Raw genomic sequence first — 22,303 nt, 5'->3', positions numbered from 1 at the left:
GATCTCAGCTCCAGTGGAATGAAAAAAGGTGGGTACTGAAGTGAAGGGAATTATCCTTGCAGGTGGCGCCGGAACCAGATTGCATCCGGTGACCCGAGCGGTATCTAAGCAACTGTTGCCTGTCTATGACAAACCGATGATTTACTACCCTCTGTCTGTCTTGATGTTGGCGGGTATCACGGACATCCTGATTATCACCACCCCTGAGGATAATGCGGGTTTCCGCAGGCTTTTCGGTGACGGCAGCGAGTTTGGCCTCACTCTTACCTACGCAGAGCAGCCCAAGCCCGAGGGCTTGGCGCAGGCATTTCATCTTGGAGCCGAGCACATCGGTGATGACGATGTAGCACTGGTCCTAGGAGACAACATCTTCTATGGACAGAACTTTTCGCAGACTCTGCTGGATGCCGTGACCAACGTCCAGGGGTGTGTTCTCTTCGGTTACCCTGTTCGAGACCCCGAGCGCTACGGAGTGGGGGAGATGGGCACTGATGGCAAATTGATCTCGATTGAAGAGAAGCCGTCCAAGCCGAAATCGAATTTGGCGATCACCGGGCTATATGTCTACGACAACAAAGTCGTCCAATACGCAAGGGATCTAAAACCGTCGTCGCGTGGCGAGTTGGAGATCACTGACCTAAACAATATTTACGTGCAGGCAGGTGCAGCCACGCTCGTTGACCTAGGGCGCGGATTCGCCTGGCTTGATACGGGTACCCATGACTCGCTGTTGGAAGCTGGCCAGTTCGTTCAGGTCTTGGAGCACCGACAGGGAATCCGAATCTCATGTCTGGAGGAGATCGCTTTACGTCGCGGCTTCATCGATGCCACCGCGTGCTACAACCTCGGAAAAGCCCTGGCGAAATCTCCCTACGGCCAATACGTGATGAACATTGCTGAGCAAGCCGGCGCCGCAATAAACGCTGAAAAGATGCCATGAGCACACAGGACGACCTCTCATCAGGAGATTTGCGGTGAAGGTTGACGCCGTCATTTTGGTAGGTGGACAGGGGACTAGGCTCCGGCCGCTCACGCTTTTCGCGCCCAAGCCAATGCTTCCCACTGCCGGAGTACCTTTTCTCGAGCATATGCTCTCGCGAATCCGCGAAGCAGGAATCGTGCATGTGGTGCTTGGGACCTCGTATAAGGCGTCGGTCTTTAGCGATTATTTCGGCGATGGAAGCCGACTCGGTTTGGACATCGAGTACGTGGTCGAGACCGAAGCGCTCGGTACTGGCGGCGGCATCCGCAACGTCGCCGACAAGTTGCGCTACGACACCGTAATGGTGTTCAACGGTGACGTGGTATCCGGGGTCGACCTCTGTGCTCTTTACGCAACGCACGTGGCGAACAACGCGGATGTCACCCTTCACCTGGTGAAGGTAGCGGATCCTCGAGCCTTTGGCTGTGTCGCCACCGGGGCGAAGGGGGAGGTCCTGGAATTCCTCGAGAAGACTGAAGACCCACCCACAAACCAGATTAATGCGGGCTGCTACGTTTTTAAACGCGAAGTGCTGCTGGCGATCCCCCCAGATCGAGTGGTATCAGTTGAGCGGGAGACCTTCCCTAATCTTCTCAAGGCCGGCGCGCCAGTGTTCGGCTACGTCGAAGAGTCCTACTGGTTAGACCTCGGGACACCTGCAGCCTTTGTGAAAGGCTCGGCCGATCTGGTGCGTGGATTTGCCCCCACCGCCGCGCTGCCGGGTCCCGTAGGGGACAGCCTCATTTTACCCGGGGCGCATGTAGCCAAAACTGCGCTGGTATTTGGCGGAACGACCCTTGGCCGCGACGTCACCGTGGGCGACGAAGCTGTTGTTGAAGAGTCAGTGGTGTTTGAGGGCGCGCAGATCGATACTGGCGCTCGAGTAGTACGTTCCATAGTGGGCGCTGGCGCGACCATCGGTGCGGGGGCTCATGTTTGCGACGCGGTGATCGGTGACCGGGCGTTGATTGGCGCGGGCTGCGAGCTTCGGGCGGGGATACGAGTGTGGCCTGGCGTCGAGATACCCGCATCTGGCATTCGGTTTTCAGCATAGGACGAGCTTCTGATCTGGTTCACCAACTTAGCCGAGAGACTGTTGGCGCCTTAAAAAGCGACGACTGTGTCGTTCTTGCTTTAGCACCCACAACGCCAAACCCGTCATTGACCATCAAGGTAGTAGCCTTGGATGTCGGCGATGAGGTCTAGTGGTACTTCTGAGCCGTTGTAGAGGGAGATTTTGCCGTCGGTTCCGACGGGGACGGTGGCGAGGTTGGGGGTGATGCTGCCGGGGCTGAAGTTGAGGTTGGAGGCTAGTGGTCTTGATGCGAGGCTTGCGTGGGCGGTGACGAATCCGGTGCCGTTGGCGTTGAGGGCGGTGATGTTGAGAACGACTGCCTTGACGTTGGTGGGTACGCCGGCAACTCCGGTGACTTTGATGCTGACGGTTCCGAATGGTGTGACCTTGGCGGTGTCGCGGGTGTCGAGGAGTCGCGTGGGGGTCGTGGTGCCGAAGGCTCCTGGCAGGGTGGGAGTTCCATCAAGGTAGTAGCCTTGGATGTCGGCGATGAGGTCTAGTGGTACTTCTGAGCCGTTGTAGAGGGAGATTTTGCCGTCGGTTCCGACGGGGACGGTGGCGAGGTTGGGGGTGATGCTGCCGGGGCTGAAGTTGAGGTTGGAGGCTAGTGGTCTTGATGCGAGGCTTGCGTGGGCGGTGACGAATCCGGTGCCGTTGGCGTTGAGGGCGGTGATGTTGAGAACGACTGCCTTGACGTTGGTGGGTACGCCGGCAACTCCGGTGACTTTGATGCTGACGGTTCCGAATGGTGTGACCTTGGCGGTGTCGCGGGTGTCGAGGAGTCGCGTGGGGGTCGTGGTGCCGAAGGCTCCTGGCAGGGTGGGAGTTCCATCAAGGTAGTAGCCTTGGATGTCGGCGATGAGGTCTAGTGGTACTTCTGAGCCGTTGTAGAGGGAGATTTTGCCGTCGGTTCCGACGGGGACGGTGGCGAGGTTGGGGGTGATGCTGCCGGGGCTGAAGTTGAGGTTGGAGGCTAGTGGTCTTGATGCGAGGCTTGCGTGGGCGGTGACGAATCCGGTGCCGTTGGCGTTGAGGGCGGTGATGTTGAGAACGACTGCCTTGACGTTGGTGGGTACGCCGGCAACTCCGGTGACTTTGATGCTGACGGTTCCGAATGGTGTGACCTTGGCGGTGTCGCGGGTGTCGAGGAGTCGCGTGGGGGTCGTCACGTGGAACAATCCGGCGCCGACTGGTTGCCCGGCGGGGAAGCCCGCCCCTACCAACATGTTCCCGTTGTTGTCGATCCCCGCAACGTTCGTGTCAATAGTGATTCCGCACTTCGTGATGTCGATTTGAGGTTGTTGGACCACAAACCCCTGAGGGGCTTGGGGTGCATAAGTGGAGGCCGAACGCCAGAAGACCTTGATGCCGGGGATTCTGGTGCCAAGATCTGACGCGGTCAAAACTTGTGGAAGGCCGACATACATTCCGGGCACGTAACCTGCAGCTGTGACGACCCGCGCCCACTCCTGCACCCACGCGACCATCTCGTCGCGGGTGATGCTCCTCGTACCGTCGGACTGATTGTCTTCCAGATCCAGAAAAAGCTGGGCGCCCACCGGGTATCCGACCGACTGGGCGCCGGCGACCATGCGGTTGGCTCGCTCTGTGGCCTTCGTGAAAATCGACCAGTGCGGTGGGTAGTAGCCCTGGAACAAGATGACGTTCATCCCAGCCGTGGCTGCGTCCCGGTATTCGGCGATGAAGTCGGGGTCAAGGACGTTCATCGCATCGAAGGTGATGCCGGAGTTTTTTAAGCAAGTGAGTTGGGATGCAGAATCAACATTCGCGCTGTCGAAACCCTGAGCGCCGGGCACTATAGCTGTAGCCACGGACACGGGATTTACGACCGGGTCTCCGGGCTCCGCCGGCGCACTGACAGACAGTGGCTGGACGGGGTTCTCCGGCGGCATTGATGCGTTCGCGGTGCCGGGGATGATGAACCCGGTGAGGGCTGCGGCAAGTGCTAGACCGAGTAGACGACGAGCTGAATTCATGTAATCCCCACAGTGTTAACCGCAAGCCCCGTGGGCCACGACGAATTGGAAACCCTCAGGGAGACCATACCTCCGAGCCTGCTGCTAGCTGGAACCTAAAAGTGCCGAAGCGCCGCCGCCAACGCGTCCGTTACCCCATCATCAGAATCCTCGGGTATCGCATCCACTGGCCAGAACCGCAGATCCACCGATTCTGCAGATCGCACGGCCACGGCGCCGGCGGGTGCGACAACTCGGAACCGCACGTCGAAATGTCGGGTGGGAATTCCGAGTTTGCAGGTGATCGGATGGACGTCGAGATGGATCGGCACGGGGTCGATCACCAAGCCCTTGATCCCTGATTCCTCCGTTGCCTCCCGTAGCGCGGCGCCTACTAGGGTCGTGTCATCGTCCTCACAGTGCCCACCCAGTTGCAGCCAGCGGCCGACACGGGGGTGCAGCGTGAGCAATGTCGAGCGCTCGTCCGCAGAGAGCACGATGGCGCTCGCGGTGAGGTGCCCGGGTGCGCAGAGCCGGGACATCGCGTCGTCGCGGGCGGCGAGGAAGCCGAGGAACGCTTCGCGGAGCGCTGCCTGGGCAGGTGACGGAGGTTGCCAGGACCCCACAACCACAACAGCATCCTGATGCAACGAAGCGAAGCTCATCAGCGCTCGATCAACGCGTCAGGGACGCCAGCGCGCACTGCGAGTGGCGTCACGGGGTAGCCCACGGCGATGGCGCCTAGCGGGGTCCACTCCGCCGGAACGTCAAGAGCCTCGGTCACCACCGCTGGCACGAACATCGTCGACGAAACCCAGGCAGAGCCCAAGCCCTCGGAAGCGAGCGCCACTAGCAGCGCCTGGACCGCAGCGCCGCCGGCAACGGTGAACATGCGGTCTTCGGCCGCCGAGCGCCGCGCATCCGGGTAGGTGTGGCGACCCTCGCCGGTGATAAACGGCACGATGATTTCCGGTGCGTTGACAAGGATCTGGCCGCGAGCGACGCGGGCCGCTACCCGCTCCCGGCTCCATCCGTCGGCGATCAGGTCAGCCTCCCACGCCTGTTTCATGTCTAGTAGCAACGCTTCTCGCGCTACTGCGACGCGGACGAAGCGGACGGGTCTGGTGTGGTGGGGTGCGGGCGCCGTCAACGCGATTCCACAGGCCCTCGCCAGAACGTCGACGGGTACCGGGTCTTTGCTAAATTCGCGAACGGTTCGCCGGCGGAGTACGGCTTCCCGGTGGCCTTGCGCGATGGCGAGGTCGGTGCCCAACCGGAAGAGGTCCTCGTCATACGGGCGGATCAAACTGCGCGCTGCCGAGTTCGCCGCGCCTGCGGCGACGGTGCGGAGGCCACGGATAACCGCAACCGGTACGGCGGAGAGCTTGCCTTTGACGAGATCGGCGGCCGATGCCATCTCGTCACCGGTGGCCACTTGGGTCACCACGAGCTCGTTACCGAACTCGTCGACCCCGCCGCGGTGGTCCTGAAGCACCTGAACACCGGCAGCACCGATCGCCACGTCCAGCACACCGTTGCGCCATGCCCGGCCTTGGGTGTCGGTGATCACCACGCCCACCCGCAGCCCGCGATCGGCAAAATACTGCACCAACGTTGTAGCGCTGAGGTCGGGATCCTCCGGTAGCAGAGCGATCTCGTCACTATGCACATTGGAGGCATCAATACCCGCTGCGGCAGCGATCAGGCCGAGCTTGTTCTCTACGATGCGAGTCTGATTGATGCTGGCAACAAGCCGGACGGTCTCGTCATCAATGAGCCTGCGGCGAAGGGCATCTCGCTCTGCCGGGTCGCTGGGCGCTGAAACCAGCCGGCCCTCCACCTTGGACACCACCTTGGACGTCACGACCAAAACATCATCATCGAGCAGCCACGGCGCGGCGCCGAGAATCGCGGCAGCCAAATCGTCGTGGGGGCGGAAGTCGGGAAGGCCGGTCACGGGCAGGATCTGCAAACCGGCAGGAGCCGGCGCCGGCAACTTGCGGGCAGTTGCGGCGAAGTCGAAGTCAGTCATCGTCGGAATCAGCGCCCGCCAACATCAGAATCCCGGCCATTGCCACCGCCGCCTCCACCATTGCCGCGGTGGCGAGTGGATCCGTCATGAGGAGTGGGATGGGACCTATTGCTAGGCCCTGGATCTCGGCAGTATCTCCTTCAGCGATGAGCCAGCCGTCAAGCAACCCGCCGGCCGAACGTGCGCCGTAATGGCGTCCAACCCCCTCCGCCGAAGTCTCGACGCCGATCGCAGCCAGGCACGCATCGGCGTGCCCCCGCACAGGCGCGCCGCCGATGATGGGGGAGACCCCGATGATCTTCGCCGGCGTGCTGGCGAGGGCCTCGCGGATACCAGGCACGGCCAGAATCGTTCCTATCGACACCACGGGATTTGATGGGGCGATTAACACCAGGTCTGCCGTGAGAATGGCCTCGAGAACGCCGGGACCGGGTCGCGATTGCTCGGCGCCGATGGGGGTGATGGACATGGCGGGCAGCTCTGCGTGGTAGCGAATCCACCATTCTTGGAAATGCAGTGCCACCAATTCGGTGCTGCCGGGAAGGTCGACGACGACGTGCGTTTCAACCCGCTCATCTGTCATCGGTAGCAGCGTTACCCCGGGCTTCCAGCGCTCGCACAGGGCCTGCGTGACCGCAGAGAGGGGATACCCGGCGTCGAGCATCCGGGTGCGCATCAAGTGGGTGGCAAAGTCCTTATCGCCCAGATTGAACCACGGGGCTTCGCCGCCGTATTCGGCCAGTTCCGCTGAGGTGGTCCATGTTTCGTCGTTTCGGCCCCAGCCGCGCTCCAGATCGGCGCCGCCGCCCAGGGTGTACATGCACGAGTCCAAGTCCGCCGCTATGTGCACGCCGTGTAAGCGGATATCGTCCGCGGTGTTGACCACCGCGGTGATCTGGTGTGGATGGCCGTCCGGCGAAGGGCCGAAGGGCTCCAGCCCCAAGTACTTTTTGACTCCGAGGAGAAATTTAGCGCCGCCGACGCCGCCTGCCAAAACCGTAATATTCACGGTTCCCAATCCTGCCATGCCATCTCGTTGGCAGAGTGCGTCAGGAAGATTTCCGCAGGCCACAGCACATGCTGGGCGTTAGCGCCAGAAGCGGAATAAATTCTGACCGTAGGCGGCCGCCCACTGCTCACCTCCGCAGAGATGGTAGAGCCACCCGGCGGCATCAAAAAGCACGCTGGCTGCTTGCGGGACCGAGAACAGAATCACGATCAGCAGCAGCGGCGCCCACGGGGTGATGGGCCGCAGGGCCGCACGTGTCTTCTCCGAAAGATACGGCGAAATGACGCCGAAGCCGTCAAGGCCTGGTACGGGCAGCAGATTCAGGATCGCGGTGACGAACTGCAGGAGCGCCAAAAATGACAGTCCGTACCCGAGCGGATTGTTCACCCCGTGTGCAGCGATGGTCAGCAGGACCCCCAGAATCAGGTTGACGCATGGGCCCACCAACGACACGGTGGATTGCCAAGCTTTCGAGCGCAACCGGTGGCTTTCGATGAGGACTGCACCGCCGGGTAGCGGGATTCCCCCGATGGCGAGGATGACGACAGGGATCACGAAGGTCATCGCAGTGTTGGTGTACTTGAGCGGATTCAGCGTGAGGTAGCCGCGGGCTCGCACTGACGTATCGCCGCCGGAATGCGCAAGAAATGCGTGGCCGAACTCGTGCAGACACAGGCTGATCACCCACCCTCCCAGGACGAGGACGAACACCCAGAGTCCGATGGGAGATACGGATTGTCCTGCTGCGAGGGCGGCTCCCGCAGTCAGGATCACTAGGCCCGGAAATATCAATCGGCCTGCGGCAGCGCGACCCCACACGGGGCGAGGGTGCGAGCCTTTGCCGGCAAGGTTGTAGGTCACCAGTCCATTGTCCCTGCAACCTGGGGCGGCTGCTGACGGCTTCATTTCATTGCAGCCGCACCGAGTTGCTGAACCGGATCCTGGCCGGTAAAAGAAGCGTTTATCAGCGATGACGGCCCGCAATCAGCGCTGAAAACGAAGAAGGATGAGCCACCCTGAATGACCTATAGCAGTAGTTGAGGCTTGACGTACACCCCGACACACCTGTGTAATCACATGGATGTGATTCAAGATCCCCGTCGGTCCGCCACGGGGATGAACTCGCTCGGTCAGTAGCGTCAGCGCCCGATCAGCTCCGCGCCTTTGCAGCGCACCAGGGCCGGGGTTGGCCCAAGGGAAGGATTGTGCCTGTGTCGAACCACACGGAGCTGGGGATGCCGCTCACCGGCAGTGCTCTGTCGGGCTCGGTTTTCGCATTCCCGGTGACGGGTTTGCCTGTAACCGGTTTCCCGGTGACAGGGGAAGCGGGCAGCGACGAACCGGACTGGCACGGCCAAGCACTGTGCGCTCAAACCGATCCCGAGGCGTTCTTCCCGGAAAAAGGGGGATCCACCCGGGACGCCAAAAAAATCTGCACCGGTTGCGACGTTCGGGCCGAGTGCCTGAGCTACGCGTTGGCTAACGATGAGCGTTTCGGTATCTGGGGCGGGCTCTCAGAGCGCGAACGCCGTCGATTGAAGCGTCTCGCCAGCTAAGTAGCGTCGAACTCTCAGAGTGAGCAGGCGCTTGTCGCGGAAGCAGAGGTCGAATCTGCGGCGACGATGCGCCCAGGCTCGGGACTAGCTGCCTGGGGATTAGGGAATGCGGACCTGAGCGAGGTTCTCGCGGCCAGGGTCGACCACCTTTACTTGGGCAAAGGCGAAGCGCGCGTCGGTCGAGTCCCCTGCGTCGGGTCCAGGTTTCACCTCGATATCGCTTCGCCCCGGGGGCGCCACCATATCGATCGTTACAGAACTCGAAGCCCACGCAGACAGATTCACCACCCAGCTTTGCCCGTTCAGGGTGAGCTGCACCTGGGAAGCTTGGCTCGGAGAGGTAATAACCATATTGACTTGGACGGCGACCGCAACATCGCGGGCATTGTCCAGGGTGAGGGCGGCCGTCGACTTTTTGGTGGTCCACAGGAGTTGACGAGAAGCGTTGGTGCCAAAATCCATATCGCGTTGCGCGTAGACAAACACGGGGCGGAGCACCGCGTCCCGGGCCGCTTGCAGTCGAGAAGCGTCGTATGACGCGGTGAGTCGGGCCATCTCAGAGTCCAACGAAAAATACGAGTAGCGGCCATCCAGGCTGACAAGTGCTGGGGCGCCAACTATCTCGGTCAGCGAAGCTTCGATCCCCTTGCCACCATCGGAATATCGGCGACGATCGACCATCACCCCTTCGAAGTTCGAGACCGCCAAGTCGGCAACCATGTGCGGAACAGTTTCCTCCGGCACCAACGAGGCCCAGTCAACCTCGGAACGCCCGCGCAGTCCACCCGCCGACCAGCGGAGCGTTGTGGAATGCAGGAACGGTTTGAGCTGATCGGTGTAGCCGATGCCGTTGATATTCTCCGACTCTGGGAAGGCTTGATAGGGCAGCTGGAAGATTGCTGCCCCATCGGGGAGTGCCGCTTCCATCCGGTCAATCCACGCTTGGTCGGTTTGCCACTGTGCCTGTACGGATGCGTACGCCGGCACCGCTTTGCCCGTGGATTGGTCCCAGATTCCCACGACGAGGATGGTGGCGGCGAGTGCCCCAGCGACCATGCGCGATTGGGCGAGGCTGAGGTTGTGGCGCAGAGATAGCCGACCCACCCACATGAGCGCGACGATTCCCACAGCGGCCAGGGACATTGCCATGATGAAAATCGAAATCCGATTCCATGACCGCAGCACGTCGGTGAAAAACGAGACCAGCGTCGCGAAGCCGCCGACCGTGGAGAAGAGGAAAGCCATGAGCGTGAGCAACGCCAGATATCTCAGCGTCGTACGCATCGTGAGGGCGTCCCTCGTTAGGTCGGTGGCGCGCGATCGACGGCGAGTGCCGGCCAAGCGGTAGAAGATTAATGCCAGAAGTCCGAGGAACCCCAACGCCGCGATCAACCCCAACGCGGGTCGCTCGCCAGGGAACGGGTACGCGGTGTCGTAGGTCGCTCGCAGGTTGGCAAAGAAGGGCAGTTGATGTTCGGGGGCGGGCAGTATCAATGACGCCATCTTCAGCGCGTAGCGCTCGGATTCGGAATCATCCCGCAGCAATGCTCCGACGTTGTTTCCGTGAATCCAGGAGTAGAGAATATCGGGGAACATATTCGCAAGGACCGACACCACCAGAACTCCGCCAGCCAGGGCTGCTCCCACGAATCGTCGCCACGCCCTGGTGCGAGCCAACGCGGCGAGGCCGGCAGTTGCCAACAGGATCAGCGTGAAGATCGAGAAGTACGACGACGCGGTACCCATCAGCGCGAAAATCGAGACGGTCGCGGCACCTCGCCCGGTGAAAAAGCCCACGATCCGGTGACCGCGCCAGGGCGAGGCAAACCGGCGAACGCCCCACAGTGACTCACCACGGATCGCCATGACGATGAGTCCGAGCGCAAGTGGCACGGGAAAGTAAGCCGCCAAAAACAAGTGGTTTTCGAACTTCTCCCAGTGAAAGGGAGCAATCGCGAACAGTACTGAAAGCGCCACGGAGAAGATTTTGGATAAACCGCACACCCGGAAAAACCACACGGCCGTGATGGCCGCCAGCGGAAACCCGATCAGGTAGTACGCGTTTACGGCGACACCAACTTGGTCGGTGAACCAGCCCATGACGTGGGCGAAGATCATGGCGAAATTGTCAGCTTGCGGAAAGTCATGGTAATTCTGGCCCACTGGCGCCCCTAAGAAGGGCTGAAACTCATACCAGCCGGTTTCGAGGACGGTCTTGAAATGCGCCTGAACCGCGACTGCGTCATTCGCGTATTGGAACGGGATAGTGAGGTCGGCGAGCCAGAGTTTGGTGGCTCGGACTGTGGCGAAGCAGGTCACCAACACACTCACCAAGTACATCGGGAATGCTGAGCGCTCCCACCACTGGAGCACCCAGGGGCGATAGGGCTCGTGTGGCGCTAGCGGCTCATCGCGCTCACGTTCCGCGTCCTCGGAAACCACACGCTCGAAAACTGAGGGATCGAAAACCTCGGGAGCAAAAACCGAGGCAGTGAAATCACGTGGATCCGAAGCATTGGCAGAAGAAACGTCGGGGTCCACAGCGACGGGATTCGAAACAGCGACGGGATTCGAAACAGCGACGGGATTCGAAACGGAAGCGCCGTCGCTAGCGAACAGTTCCCATGCCGGTGGGTCCGAGGCCGGGATTGCCGATGCTTCTTCCCGAGGGACCACCATGCTCCTAAAGTCGATAGTTGTCGCGGCTGCAGGGACGCCTCGAAGCTCTGATCCGAAGCCTTCTCGGCCGGAGGCCGCGGGCCGCGCATCCCCTGCTGGGGCTAAGGGTATCGGCAGCGGGTGTGACGACGGGCCGAATCGCCTGAGAAGGGCAGTGGGGGCTAGGCCTCGTCCTCTGGTTCGGACTCTGGCTCACCAAGAATGGCCGCGACCTGCTCCGCGAGCACCTCTTCGACAAGATCACCGAGGTCAGAGGGGTCGCCCGCGCGTACCTCCAGCGGCCGCCTGTACAAAACCACACGCGCTTTGGTGGGCTTTCCTCGCTTGTCAACGCCGGGTGCAAAGAAGCGAGCCAGCGGCACACTCCCGTCCAAGATCACATCGGTGGCAGGCGCAATAGCCTCGCTGGAAACGATGGGGACTTCGTCAACGGCGAATTCGAGTGTTGACAACTCGGTCGGCCAACGGCTTTCGAGGGCGGACACCGCGCTTAATACGACTTGGTCAAACTGCTCGGCTCGCGAGCGCGCCGCTGGGAGGTCGGCGGGGAGCAGTGGGGTCCGCAGACCGCGTCCACGGCGATCACGTCGGACTCGATCTCCCTGCACCGCGCGTGGTCCACCGCTCTGTGTTCCGGATGTTGTCATCAGTTCTAGGTTAAGGGATCGCGGTAGAGGTACGTCAACGCTCCACGAGCCACGCGCCACGAGCTACGAGCCGTGCTGGCGACGCAGCAACATATCCGCGACCGTCGCTCCAATACCCACCGGCAGTGGCGTGAGAGTGCGCCTGTCAAGATCGGGCCACACCACCGAGCGCAGCCGAAGATCCTTGACTTGGAATTTCGCGCTCTCCGAGGTGCCCAGCACCACTCTGGGTGCTCGTTTGAAAATTCGGCGGCATTCCCCGAGTAGGGCCCCGATGGTGACGCCGTGGCCGCTCGCCAAAATCTTGATGGTGGCGCTGCCGGGGGCGGCGTCATCGAGACGGTCGAGGCTATCAGCGATCAGTGCGGCGCAGTCATCGACGAAAAGGTAGTCGCGCAATGTATCGAGGCTGACGTAGACGGAGATGGGCTGGCCCGTCACATGGGCGCGGCACAGGTGAGAGATTAGGCCCTGCGGCTTGGCGAGATCCTGGCCGGGCCCGTAGAGATTAGCGATCCGGCCGATGACGACAGGGACGCCGGAGACCAGTGCGAAATTTGTAGCGAGTTTTTCGCAGGCCAACTTGGCGACTCCGTACGGCGAAACTGGGTCGCCGAGGTCGGTTTCGGTGAAGGGTGCCACGCCTGCACCCGAGTACACACCGCCTGCCGACGAGGCGAGGAATACCTTTCCCAGCCAGGGCAGGCGGGCCTGTGTGTGCAGTGTGTCGAGGAATCGGCTGAAGGTGGCGACTTCGGCGTGGAGGGCGCCCGCGGCGGTGCCGGTAACACCGGCGCCAGCGCACCAGGACACCCGCCACGGTCCGTCTGCCGCAGCGATCAGCATGGTGGTGATGCCCGCAGTCAGAGCTGCATGAGCGTGGCGGGGGTTCTCCCAGGGGATGCTGCTGGTGAGTACGGTTCCGAGGGATCGAGCACGCAGTTCTTTGACGAGCGCGCCGCCGAGAAGGCCACCGGCCCCGATCACCCAATCAATCACTGAGTACGTGGCTTTCATGCGGATCCACTCGCCCCAACGGCCCGTCCTGGGGATCGCTCACGATCAGGTAGAGCGGTTTGCCCATCGCCATATTTACGGCCACACCGATGTACTCGGCAATAATGCCCAGTGAGAACAAAATCGCGCCACCGACGAGCAGCAGCGCGACCATCAAGGACGCCCACCCCTGGACCACGAAATGTGAGCCGGACAGCCGCGAAATCACCACGAATAGAGCCAGGACGAAGCCGACGACGGCAAAGACGGCTCCTAAAATACTCACGAGCCGTAGGCCCTTGGTTCCGCTGGAGAGGACCATGCGCCAGAAATGTGAACCCAGCGAGCGCATCGAGTATCCGGACGGTCGGTCGCCCTCTGCGCGAAGTTCGACCTCGCACGTCGCCACCCTTCCGGCGACCCAGCCCATGGCCACATCCAGGTACACACCCGATCCGGCATAGGCCGCTACGCTGCGTCCAATTTCACCCAGCATGAGGCGAAAGCTTTGAAATTCAACGGCTGAGGCACCGTTTGCCCCAGCAGAGCCTGCAAGCGCTCGTTTAGCCGTGCGTGATGCAAGGTTGCGCGCAAACCCGTGCGGTGGCTCGTTTGTCGGTTTCGCGTACACGACGGCAGCCCGCTGATCCAGGGCCACATCCAGCATGCGGACGATGTCGGCCGGATTGTGCTGACCGTCTTCGTCGAGGGTGACAATCCAATCGCCGCCGGCGGACGCCATCCCTGCGAGAGTTGCCGGGTGCTGGCCGAAATTACGGCTCAGCCATACCGGGCGGACGAAGTCGTATTGCTCTGCAAGGTTCCTCATCACCGCTGCGGACCCGTCCGGTCCGTTGTCGTGTACGAGGAGCACCTCGGTGATTCGCATTCTGTGGCCACCGGGGGTGATGACCGGCTGCGCGTACACCGCAACTTCTTCGAGGAGAGCGTTCAGGGTTCGTTCGCCCTGATAGACGGGTATGACGACGGAGAGAGTGTGTTGCCCGGCATTGCCTGACCCGCTGGTGTCGTCCACGTTCGGAAACTATAGCCGAGCAGGTTCAACCTACGGTGTGGTTGAGCGGGATCGTCGAAGCCAGGCGGAGACCGCTCGACGAGCTAGGGCCATCGCTGTCGCCATCGCGTTGCCCCTGAGCAAATCGAGAGTGCCCAGTATCCCTGGTTGAGTCTCAAACACCCAGCGGTGAAACGACTTCGCCTGCGCGGACTGGGATTTTGCCAGCGCGACACTCCACTGATCGTCGTTGATCCGGAATCCCGCTTGCGGCTCTGGAATCGCTACTAAATCTCCCCGGAGGAGCACGCGAGTGTAGGTCGCCTGGTCGATGAGGTAGGGGAATCTCGCATCCCATCCACCCACGTCGAGCAAGGTGGATCGGTCGAACAGGACGCAGCCCGGTTCACCGAAGATATTGACGCCCGCAAGGATGGTGCGGCGGACTGCGTCGCGGCCCCTGATGGGGCCCGTCATTCCGGCGAGTCCACGGCCGCGAATCATCGGCATCCCCGCAGCGTCGATGATGTCCCGCGCGGACGCCACCATGACGGTGCCGGGGTGCGAATCGAAAGCGGCCACCTGTACCGCGAGACAATCCGGGTAGACCAGATCGTCACCGCAGACCAACTTGATCAGATCTGAACTCGCGTGTGCCGTTACCGCGTTCCAATTGGCGGGAGCTCCGCCGCCGGTGGGCAATCTGCTCAGCGTCACCTGAGCGTGACCTGCATAACGCTGCAGCTCCTCCCAGGTCCCGTCTGTGGAACTGTGGTCACTGATGTAAAGGTGAAAGTCCCGGTAGGACTGGGCCAGGATCGAGTCGATCGTGGCCCCAATAAACCGAACGCTGTTGTAGGCGGGAACAACGACGGAAACCCGAGGCATTACACCTTCCCCTCGGTCGCCGTCCGCCGGAAGGAAAAGCCGCGGTGGCCGAAGAAGCTGATCAGCATGGTGCCTGCGGTAATCACCAGTTGCGAGGGTAGGACCGGAAGGGTAAGCGCGCTCACGGCGACCGTCAGGAGCGCGGCGTTGATGAGCAACGACGTCAGGTTCACCAGCTCGAACCGGGCTAGATCCCGCGCGAGGTGACCCCGGACCCGGAAAACGAACCGGCGGTAGAGAACAAAGGCGCAGAGGACCGCGCAGATGTGGGCGCACAGCAGCACGAGAAGATACCGGGAATCGCCGAGGATTAGCTGGAAAAGGATAAAGAAAAACGCGCCGATCGCAGTATTGAATCCGCCAACGAGCAGGAACGCGATGCGCTGATCCCGGATGAGTCGCAGCAGCGGCCCAGGTGTGCCCGCCATCCCCGCTGGCGGCCGCGGTGCGTCGTGATTCGTCATTTCAATCGGTAACCCTACGCAAGGTGCGGCGAGTCGCACCTCCAGCGCGGATGGCGCACCTTAGGGTGGCGGGTGTGGTGAGAAATCGACGGTGCTCGCGGAGCGGGTGCATCAACCCAGCTGTGGCGACCCTGACGTTTGCCTATGCCGAGTCGACTGCCGTCGTGGGGCCGCTCGCGTCTGCTGCCGAGCCGCATTCTTACGATTTGTGTTCTGATCATGCGCTTGGCCTGACCGCCCCCAAAGGGTGGGAAGTGGTCCGCCCCAGCGCGGAATTTGATCTCTCTTCGCCCAACTCCGACGACCTAGAGGCCTTGGCGGACGCTGTGCGGGAGGCTGGCCGCGCCGAACGCAGTGAGCCCCAGGAGCACACCACTGGTCGGCGTGGGCATTTGCGCGTATTGCGCTTTCCCGAGGCTTAGCCCGCGCGCTGCCAGCGTGTTTCGGATGCGATGCCGCTCAAGAACGCCGACTATTCTTTTCCACGAACAACCCTGGCCGCAACCGGCGCGTCCGACACTGCGAGCAATGACGCACAGATTCGTGCAAGCAAAGGAACCCTCTTCATGAGCGACACACGCACTTCAGGCTCGTCAGATACAGCTGGAAATCGGCTACGCGCGATCGTCAAGGCTTATGACGTACGCGGCCTGGTCGGCGTCGAATTCACCGAGGATGCCGCGAGGGCACTGGGCGTCGCCTTCGCCCACCTGGTGCGGGAAGATTCGGCTGACGGCGGGCCGGGCGCTGTGGTGATGGCCTACGACATGCGCGAATCTTCGCCGGGTCTGGCCGCGGCTTTTGCGGGCGGGGTCACCGGCGCGGGCCTGAACGTGATCAATGCAGGTCTCGGATCAACCGACCTGTTGTACTACGCGTCAGGAATCCTGAACCTTCCCGGCGCGATGTTCACCGCCTCGCACAATCCGGCGGAATACAACGGCATCAAGTTCTGCCGCGCCGGCGCCGTACCAGTTAGCTCCGAGACCGGCTTGGTTCAGGTTCGGGACGAGGCAGCCGCGATCTTGGACGGAGCCGTGGTGGTCCCAGCCGCCACCAAGGGCGCCATCGAGGAGCGGAACCTTCTCACCGGGTATTCGCAGTTTCTGCTGAACTTGGTGGATCTGACTCACATTCGTCCGCTGACGGTGGTGGTGGACGCGGGTAACGGCATGGCCGGTTACACAGTTCCGGCGGTTCTCGGTGGGTTGCCGCTGACGATCAAAGAGCTGTTTTTTGAGCTGGACGGCTCCTTCCCGAACCACGAGGCAAATCCGCTAGACCCGAAAAACATCGTCGACCTGCAGGCCGCCGTGAAAGCTGCCGGAGCAGATATTGGCCTCGCTTTCGACGGGGATGCGGACAGGTGTTTTGTAGTGGACGAACGAGGCCTCCCGGTCTCGCCATCGGCCATTACGGCGCTGGTAGCCGAGCGCGAGCTCGCGAAGCACCCGGGCGCCACCATCCTGTACAACCTCATTACCTCCCGAGCCGTACCGGAAATCGTGGATGCAGCCGGCGGTACCAGTGTTCGGACCAGAGTCGGTCATTCGTTTATCAAAGCCGAGATGGCCCGCACCGGCGCCATTTTCGGCGGGGAACACTCCGCGCATTACTACTTTGCGGACTTCTTCAAGGCCGACACCGGGATGTTGGCCGCATTGCACGTCCTTGCCGCACTGGGCGGACAGGCGGGGCCTCTCTCGGCTCTCGTCGCGGATTACGACCGGTACAGCGCTTCAGGGGAGATCAACTCGACCGTCGACGATGCGCCCGGGAAACAACAGCTAATCCGTGAGTTCGGCGCAGCACGCGATGGCGAGATCGACGAGATGGACGGTGTCACCGTTACGCTGCCGGATGGCAGCTGGTTCAATGTGCGCGTTTCAAACACTGAACCGCTGTTGCGGCTCAACGTGGAAGCGGCGACGACGGAGCAGATGGCGACGCTGCGGGATGAGTTGCTCGCCGTCATACGGTCCTGAGTTGGTTCCTGAGTTGGCCGTCCTGTTGGCTGCTGAGTTAGCCCCACGGGGCATTCCACCCGGAAGTGGGTCACACTGTTCCCATGGCAACTTCTCCCGTGAACCCGCTCACCGCAGTTCTGGATCCTGCTCTTCTGGAGGTTCTCGCCTGCCCCGCGGAACATCACGCCCCGCTGGTCCTCGGCACCCCCGATGACGCGTTAGCTCTAGCCCTGACCTGCACCGAGTGCGGAAGAATGTTCCCGGTGCGGGATGGGATTCCGGTGTTATTGCTGGACGAGGCCGCGCTCCCCGGCGGCCAGGTGCCGTGAGCGACCTGGAAGTGCTACTCAGCGACCCCGCCGCACTGATGGACCGTGACGCCGCGGCACTCCTACCAGCAGCGGCTACTGCGGGGGCCCAGGTCCGGTCGTCCCCGTTGAGTGCTGCCTCCGCCCTTGCGGCGTTTGTCGGCCTTCGCCCACGAGCGCTGGTAGTGATTGCCCAAGGTCGAGCAGCTGCGGATGCAGCTATTGGCCTTGCGCTGATTGGCTCCCGCTCACCGGTTCCCACGTTGGTGAGCGCCGTATTGCCGTCCTGGATCGGCGCCCTCGACGCCGTGGTGGTCTTCGCCTCCGACGGCGATTCGGGCGGGCTTGGCGTGGCTTCCGCGGTCGAAATTGCTCGCAGGCGCGGCGCTGCCGTACTCGTGCGCGCCGCTGCCGATGGCGAGATGGCGTACGCCGCTGGACCCAGCCTGTCAGTTCCAGCGATGGGAATCCCGGAGGCACTGGCGGGGCCTTCCCGGCTGACGACGTTGTTGATGGTTGCAGGCGCGTGCGGCTTATTGGGGGAAATGGGTGGGGCGCCGACGTCAGCGGAGATTGGTCTACTTGCTGACCTGCTGGATGCACAATCCCTGATGTGTGCACCCAGCAGTGAAATGTTTATGAATCCAGCGAAAGCGCTTGCGCTGCATCTAGTGTCGGGTATGGGCGTGCTGATCGGCAGCGAGCCGGTGGGGGATGCGCTGACCGCGCACGGCGCCGGTGTTTTGGCCGAGATCGCTGGTTATCCTGCCGCCGTCTATACGCAGGAACAGCTCAGTCAGGCACCGGCCCTGGTGGAGCGACTCACTCGACGCCCCGACATTTTCGCTGATCCCTTTGACGAGTTGCTCGACGGTGATGACGCGCCGATTCAGCTGCCGCTGCGGCCTGTGGTGCTGAAGGCTCGGCCCGCACAGTTCCCACCTGTGACCGGGTTTGCGCCGCTGTTGGCGTGGTATTCGACCATCACGCGGGCGCTGCCGAATGCAATCGCACTCGACGGCCCTGAATTGGTGATGGCGCACTCGCAAGGGTGGCGTTCGGGGAGCTTCCCGACGCCGACGGGCGCGGAATCAGATGGCCCCTTTCGACCGCTCATTGCTGATTGGGCTGCGGCTGCCGTCATGATGCTTCGGTTGGATTTTGCTGCCGTCTACATCGGTGTCGGTGCCGGTCAGGCCGCGCCTCTTGATTCGCCAGCGGGCCTGGGTGGCCAGTTGAGCGGGAGGGGCGCGCTGCGGCCCGATACAGTCATGCACATTGCTCGTGATCAGGAGGACGTCGACCGGTGGAACTAATGCGCAACCGCATCCGGCCCTATGCCTGGGGATCCAGAACTGCGATCGCGGAACTCCTCGGTGAACCCGTCCCGTCTGCGCATCCGTATGCGGAACTCTGGTTGGGTGCTCATCCAGGCGACCCGTCCCAGATCGATATTGACGGTGCGCCAACGCGTCTGGACACAGCTATCGCACGTGACCCTGAGCTGCATCTGGGGGCGGAAGCCGCTCATCGATTCCATGACCGGTTACCGTTTCTCCTCAAAGTTCTTGCCGCAGAGCAGCCGCTCTCCTTGCAAGCGCACCCTTCGATCATTCAGGCAGAGCAAGGGTATGACCAAGAGGATGCCCAGGGGATCCCCCTCGCCAGCCCCGATCGGAACTACAAAGATCGGTTCCACAAGCCCGAGTTGATTTGCGCCCTCACTCCATTTGAGGCGCTGTGCGGTTTCCGGGATCCGGCGGCGACGGTGAAAGTCCTTGCGGGTCTGCAGGTCCCGGAGCTGGACCACTTCCTGTCGCTGTTGTCTGGGCAACCAGATTCCGACGGAGTGCGGGCCCTATTTTCCACCTTGGTCACGCTGCCGCAGACGCGGATGACGCAGTTGCTCAGCGCAGTGCTGGCAGGAGCTGTCACGGCGATTGGCCGGGGCACGCCGTTCGAGGCCGAGTACCGGACGGCTCTGAGTTTGGGGGAGCGGTACCCAGAGGATTGGGGTGCGCTGGCCAGCCTGATGCTGAACCGGCTCACGCTGCAGCCGGGGGAAGCGCTCTACCTTCCTGCTGGCAATTTGCACGCCTATCTCTCGGGTGTCGGCGTGGAGATCATGGCCAACTCCGACAATGTCCTTCGGGGCGGGTTGACCCCCAAGCATGTCGACGTGCCCGAACTTGTGCGCATCTTGGATTTCAGCGCGGGCGACCGCGAAGTGCTGACCGGGGAGGTACGCGATGGAATCGAGGTCTACTACCAGACCCCGGCACCAGAATTCGAATTGTCCCGGCTGGACCTGGCTGGCGCCGATGTTGGTGCGATGATCACGCTGGCAAGTCTGGGGCCGCAAATCCTTCTGTGCACCGAGGGGGCCGTGAGCGTGGCCCATAACGACGGATCGGTTCTGGACCTGCGCCGTGGGCAATCCGCATGGATCAAGGCCCGCGATCGGTCTGTCTCGGTGTGGGGCAATGGCACGATTTACCGGGCTACCGTAGGCCGACCCGGAGAACTCACCGCGTAGCTCCGTACCGCTCCATAGATGTAGACGTTCCCCCGTACCAACCTAGGTAGACACTCGACGCTGCAACGGCTTTCAACGAAAGAGGTGCCCTTACATGTTCGACTCCCTGCTGGTAGCCAACCGCGGCGAAATCGCCAGACGCGTTATCCGCACGGCGAAGGCAATGGGCCTGCGCACGATCGCCGTGTACTCCGAAGCCGACGTAGATCTGCCCTTCGTCCTCGAAGCTGACGAAGCGGTGCTCATCGGTCCGGCCGACCCCGCGCAGTCCTATCGCAATGCTGAGGCGGTGCTGGCTGCGGCCCTCGCCACCGGGGCGGCTGCCATCCACCCCGGATACGGGTTCCTTTCCGAAAACACCGATTTCGCGCGCGCGGTAGTGGACGCCGGCCTGATCTGGGTGGGCCCGTCACCGGAGGCTATTACCGCCATGGGTGACAAGATCGCCGCCCGGAACGCCATGCAGGCCGCTGGCGTGCCGGTGGCACCAGGATCTGAGGATGCACTGAACAGCGCGCAAGCAGCCCTCGACTCAGCCGCTGAAATTGGCTACCCGGTGATGATCAAAGCCTCCGCCGGCGGTGGCGGAATGGGGATGGCCGTCGTTGACTCGGCGGCAGCGATGGAGGCCGAATACGAAAAGGTCACAGCGTTCGCCGGCCGGCTCTTCGGCGACTCCTCGGTCTTCGTGGAGCGGTACTACCCGCGGGTGCGTCATGTGGAGGTTCAAATCCTTGGCTTGGCCGACGGCACGGTACTGGCGCTGGGGGAGCGCGACTGCTCCGTGCAGCGTCGCAACCAAAAAGTCGCGGAGGAGACCCCCTCACCCGCGGTCGATGACGCGCTGCGCGCGCAGATGCTGAGCGCGGCCCGCAAGGCGGGCGAAGCTGTCGACTACCGCGGCGCTGGCACCGTCGAGTTTCTTCTCGCCCCGGAGACCGGCGAGTTCTTCTTCCTCGAAATGAACACCCGGCTGCAGGTGGAGCACCCCATTACCGAGGCCGTGCTCGGCATTGACTTGGTACAGGCGCAGCTCCGAGTCGCCGCTGGTGAGCCAGTGGACTTCGACCCGGCGACGCTCGTGTCTCGCGGGCACGCCATAGAACTACGGATCAATGCCGAGGATTCCAAAAGGTTTCTGCCGGGACCAGGCGTCATCACCGAGTGGGAGGAGCCCTCCGGCCCGGGTGTGCGGGTCGACTCCGGCTATGCCAATGGCACGACAGTAACTCCGTCCTACGATTCGCTCATGGCCAAGCTGATCGTGCACGGGAGTGATCGCTCCGACGCGCTGCGCACGCTCCGGGCTGCGGTGGCAAATTTCGTAGTGGTGGGGCCCAAGTCGAATCTTGCGTTCCACGCGGAGCTGCTAGACAACGAAGAGTTTATCTCGGGCGACTACGACACCGGAATCATTGCCCGGATGCGTGCTCGCAAGTGAGCTGATTTCTAGCTCTGGGACGGGCAAGTGCGTGGGAACTTTCTGTGAACCAGTGCCCGGGCACGTGATAGAGGCAACTTTAGGCGGTCTCAGGGCTGTGAACTGGACTTACGCGGCCTAGACTAGGGCTAATCATCGGTGGTGATCAGCTCGCCCAGCGGCCCCGCCGTGCGAGATACCGTAGCGTGCGCTCCGACGACCGGGGGAGCGAGCGAGAACTGCCGATAGTTTTTCTCCGCCGGTTTGCCCCGGACATGCCCTCATCTGTACGTTCGTCAAGGGTCGCAGCCGCCCGCACCAACTCCTGCCGGGGTACTTACCCTGACACGAGTGCGGACTAGCACCATCGATTCAGCTTTATCCGACCACCGTTTACCCAACACCGAAGTGAGGCCGAAGTGGCATTGCCCCAGTTGACCCCCGAGCAGCGCGCATCAGCCTTGGAAAAGGCAGCCGCCGCGCGTAAAGCCCGCGCCGAGCTCAAGGAAAGCCTGAAGAAGGGAACGTCGACCATGAACCAGGTTCTGGTCGACGCCAAGACCAACGAAGCGTTGGCGAAATTAAAGGTTTCGGCCTTGCTTGAGGCCATGCCGGGTGTCGGCAAGGTGCGTGCAGCGCAGCTGATGGAGCAGTTCGAAATCGCTCCCAGCCGCCGGGTACGTGGCTTGGGCGAACGACAGCGCGCGGCACTGCTCGCCGAGTTCGGTAGCTGATTCTTTTCCCTCTTCCGTT

At 62.2% G+C, this 22,303-nt stretch carries 21 protein-coding genes; 10 read left to right on the top strand and 11 right to left on the bottom strand.

The annotated features are described in order from the left end of the window. The first annotated feature begins 40 nt into the window (after positions 1–40). Positions 41–940 (top strand): glucose-1-phosphate thymidylyltransferase RfbA, encoded by a 900-nt coding sequence (gene rfbA, locus EH165_RS10610; RefSeq protein WP_124800466.1) that lies wholly within the window; start codon positions 41–43, stop codon positions 938–940. Positions 941–974: 34 nt separating this feature from the next. Continuing rightward, the gene (manB, locus tag EH165_RS10605; protein ID WP_239020538.1) at positions 975–2,036 is read left to right on the top strand and encodes a mannose-1-phosphate guanylyltransferase; all 1,062 of its coding nucleotides are present in this window, start codon (positions 975–977) and stop codon (positions 2,034–2,036) included. 104 nt (positions 2,037–2,140) lie between these two features. On the opposite strand, the gene EH165_RS10600 is transcribed toward manB, so the two are convergent. The 5 genes from EH165_RS10600 to EH165_RS10580 all read right to left on the bottom strand — a co-directional run bounded on the left by EH165_RS10600 (position 2,141) and on the right by EH165_RS10580 (position 7,935). Then, positions 2,141–4,054, bottom strand: a complete 1,914-nt coding sequence (locus EH165_RS10600) for a glycoside hydrolase domain-containing protein (RefSeq protein ID WP_124799422.1) — start codon at positions 4,052–4,054, stop codon at positions 2,141–2,143. A 95-nt stretch (positions 4,055–4,149) separates the two neighbouring features. Further along, positions 4,150–4,698, bottom strand: coding sequence for an NUDIX hydrolase (locus tag EH165_RS10595; protein WP_124799421.1), 549 nt, complete (start codon positions 4,696–4,698; stop codon positions 4,150–4,152). Next, on the bottom strand, positions 4,698–6,065 hold the full coding sequence (locus EH165_RS10590; protein ID WP_124799420.1) for a coenzyme F420-0:L-glutamate ligase: 1,368 nt from the start codon (positions 6,063–6,065) through the stop codon (positions 4,698–4,700). The genes EH165_RS10595 and EH165_RS10590 overlap by 1 nt, the downstream gene beginning before the upstream one ends. Continuing rightward, positions 6,058–7,074: a 2-phospho-L-lactate transferase gene (cofD, locus tag EH165_RS10585; protein ID WP_124799419.1), complete on the bottom strand. Its 1,017-nt coding sequence runs from the start codon at positions 7,072–7,074 to the stop codon at positions 6,058–6,060. The genes EH165_RS10590 and cofD overlap by 8 nt, the downstream gene beginning before the upstream one ends. Before the next feature lie 78 nt (positions 7,075–7,152). After that, positions 7,153–7,935, bottom strand: coding sequence for a site-2 protease family protein (locus EH165_RS10580; RefSeq protein WP_239020537.1), 783 nt, complete (start codon positions 7,933–7,935; stop codon positions 7,153–7,155). A 350-nt stretch (positions 7,936–8,285) separates the two neighbouring features. On the opposite strand from EH165_RS10580, the gene EH165_RS10575 reads away from it, so the two are divergent. Continuing rightward, complete coding sequence (locus EH165_RS10575) at positions 8,286–8,630, top strand: WhiB family transcriptional regulator (RefSeq protein WP_422392110.1); 345 nt, start codon at positions 8,286–8,288, stop codon at positions 8,628–8,630. A gap of 99 nt (positions 8,631–8,729) precedes the next feature. Here EH165_RS10575 and EH165_RS10570 read toward each other — a convergent pair whose 3' ends face one another. The 6 genes from EH165_RS10570 to EH165_RS10545 all read right to left on the bottom strand — a co-directional run bounded on the left by EH165_RS10570 (position 8,730) and on the right by EH165_RS10545 (position 15,319). Further along, positions 8,730–11,309 (bottom strand): hypothetical protein, encoded by a 2,580-nt coding sequence (locus tag EH165_RS10570; protein WP_124799418.1) that lies wholly within the window; start codon positions 11,307–11,309, stop codon positions 8,730–8,732. A 161-nt stretch (positions 11,310–11,470) separates the two neighbouring features. Then, positions 11,471–11,956 (bottom strand): metallopeptidase family protein, encoded by a 486-nt coding sequence (locus EH165_RS10565; protein WP_124799417.1) that lies wholly within the window; start codon positions 11,954–11,956, stop codon positions 11,471–11,473. Between the two features lie 63 nt (positions 11,957–12,019). Then, positions 12,020–12,973: an NAD-dependent epimerase/dehydratase family protein gene (locus tag EH165_RS10560; protein WP_124799416.1), complete on the bottom strand. Its 954-nt coding sequence runs from the start codon at positions 12,971–12,973 to the stop codon at positions 12,020–12,022. Then, positions 12,948–13,988 (bottom strand): glycosyltransferase, encoded by a 1,041-nt coding sequence (locus EH165_RS10555; RefSeq protein ID WP_124799415.1) that lies wholly within the window; start codon positions 13,986–13,988, stop codon positions 12,948–12,950. Before EH165_RS10555 ends, EH165_RS10560 begins: the two co-directional genes overlap by 26 nt. 30 nt (positions 13,989–14,018) lie before the next feature. Beyond that, positions 14,019–14,855 (bottom strand): glycosyltransferase family 2 protein, encoded by an 837-nt coding sequence (locus tag EH165_RS10550; protein WP_124799414.1) that lies wholly within the window; start codon positions 14,853–14,855, stop codon positions 14,019–14,021. Further along, complete coding sequence (locus EH165_RS10545) at positions 14,855–15,319, bottom strand: GtrA family protein (RefSeq protein WP_206425917.1); 465 nt, start codon at positions 15,317–15,319, stop codon at positions 14,855–14,857. Before EH165_RS10545 ends, EH165_RS10550 begins: the two co-directional genes overlap by 1 nt. Positions 15,320–15,369: 50 nt before the next feature. On the opposite strand from EH165_RS10545, the gene EH165_RS10540 reads away from it, so the two are divergent. The 7 genes from EH165_RS10540 to mihF all read left to right on the top strand — a co-directional run bounded on the left by EH165_RS10540 (position 15,370) and on the right by mihF (position 22,284). Then, the gene (locus tag EH165_RS10540; RefSeq protein WP_206425915.1) at positions 15,370–15,741 is read left to right on the top strand and encodes a DUF3499 domain-containing protein; all 372 of its coding nucleotides are present in this window, start codon (positions 15,370–15,372) and stop codon (positions 15,739–15,741) included. A gap of 144 nt (positions 15,742–15,885) precedes the next feature. Further along, positions 15,886–17,304, top strand: a complete 1,419-nt coding sequence (locus tag EH165_RS10535) for a phosphomannomutase/phosphoglucomutase (RefSeq protein WP_124799412.1) — start codon at positions 15,886–15,888, stop codon at positions 17,302–17,304. Positions 17,305–17,387: 83 nt separating this feature from the next. Continuing rightward, positions 17,388–17,615, top strand: coding sequence for a Trm112 family protein (locus EH165_RS10530; RefSeq protein ID WP_124799411.1), 228 nt, complete (start codon positions 17,388–17,390; stop codon positions 17,613–17,615). After that, on the top strand, positions 17,612–18,910 hold the full coding sequence (locus EH165_RS10525) for a hypothetical protein (protein WP_124799410.1): 1,299 nt from the start codon (positions 17,612–17,614) through the stop codon (positions 18,908–18,910). The genes EH165_RS10530 and EH165_RS10525 overlap by 4 nt, the downstream gene beginning before the upstream one ends. Beyond that, complete coding sequence (gene manA / locus EH165_RS10520) at positions 18,901–20,130, top strand: mannose-6-phosphate isomerase, class I (protein ID WP_124799409.1); 1,230 nt, start codon at positions 18,901–18,903, stop codon at positions 20,128–20,130. Before EH165_RS10525 ends, manA begins: the two co-directional genes overlap by 10 nt. 94 nt (positions 20,131–20,224) lie before the next feature. Further along, a complete protein-coding gene (locus EH165_RS10515) occupies positions 20,225–21,571 on the top strand; it encodes an acetyl-CoA carboxylase biotin carboxylase subunit (protein WP_124799408.1) in 1,347 nt (448 codons plus the stop codon). Between the two features lie 398 nt (positions 21,572–21,969). Next, positions 21,970–22,284, top strand: a complete 315-nt coding sequence (gene mihF, locus EH165_RS10510; protein ID WP_124799407.1) for an integration host factor, actinobacterial type — start codon at positions 21,970–21,972, stop codon at positions 22,282–22,284. Positions 22,285–22,303 lie beyond the last annotated feature (19 nt).

Origin of the sequence: Nakamurella antarctica, from assembly GCF_003860405.1 — a bacterium.
In the GTDB taxonomy this organism is placed as follows: domain Bacteria; phylum Actinomycetota; class Actinomycetes; order Mycobacteriales; family Nakamurellaceae; genus Nakamurella; species Nakamurella antarctica.
This window is presented reverse-complemented; position numbering and strand designations above follow the sequence as displayed.

Bases quoted from the DNA above. Each gene is read 5' to 3' on its own strand.
- EH165_RS10600 (WP_124799422.1), bottom strand. From the start codon at position 4,054: ATGAATTCAGCTCGTCGTCTACTCGGTCTAGCACTTGCCGCAGCCCTC.
- EH165_RS10595 (WP_124799421.1), bottom strand. From the start codon at position 4,698: ATGAGCTTCGCTTCGTTGCATCAGGATGCTGTTGTGGTTGTGGGGTCC.
- EH165_RS10590 (WP_124799420.1), bottom strand. From the start codon at position 6,065: ATGACTGACTTCGACTTCGCCGCAACTGCCCGCAAGTTGCCGGCGCCG.
- EH165_RS10570 (WP_124799418.1), bottom strand. From the start codon at position 11,309: ATGGTGGTCCCTCGGGAAGAAGCATCGGCAATCCCGGCCTCGGACCCA.
- EH165_RS10565 (WP_124799417.1), bottom strand. From the start codon at position 11,956: ATGACAACATCCGGAACACAGAGCGGTGGACCACGCGCGGTGCAGGGA.
- EH165_RS10560 (WP_124799416.1), bottom strand. From the start codon at position 12,973: ATGAAAGCCACGTACTCAGTGATTGATTGGGTGATCGGGGCCGGTGGC.
- EH165_RS10550 (WP_124799414.1), bottom strand. From the start codon at position 14,855: ATGCCTCGGGTTTCCGTCGTTGTTCCCGCCTACAACAGCGTTCGGTTT.
- EH165_RS10545 (WP_206425917.1), bottom strand. From the start codon at position 15,319: ATGACGAATCACGACGCACCGCGGCCGCCAGCGGGGATGGCGGGCACA.
- EH165_RS10540 (WP_206425915.1), top strand. From the start codon at position 15,370: ATGGCGCACCTTAGGGTGGCGGGTGTGGTGAGAAATCGACGGTGCTCG.
- EH165_RS10535 (WP_124799412.1), top strand. From the start codon at position 15,886: ATGAGCGACACACGCACTTCAGGCTCGTCAGATACAGCTGGAAATCGG.
- EH165_RS10530 (WP_124799411.1), top strand. From the start codon at position 17,388: ATGGCAACTTCTCCCGTGAACCCGCTCACCGCAGTTCTGGATCCTGCT.
- EH165_RS10515 (WP_124799408.1), top strand. From the start codon at position 20,225: ATGTTCGACTCCCTGCTGGTAGCCAACCGCGGCGAAATCGCCAGACGC.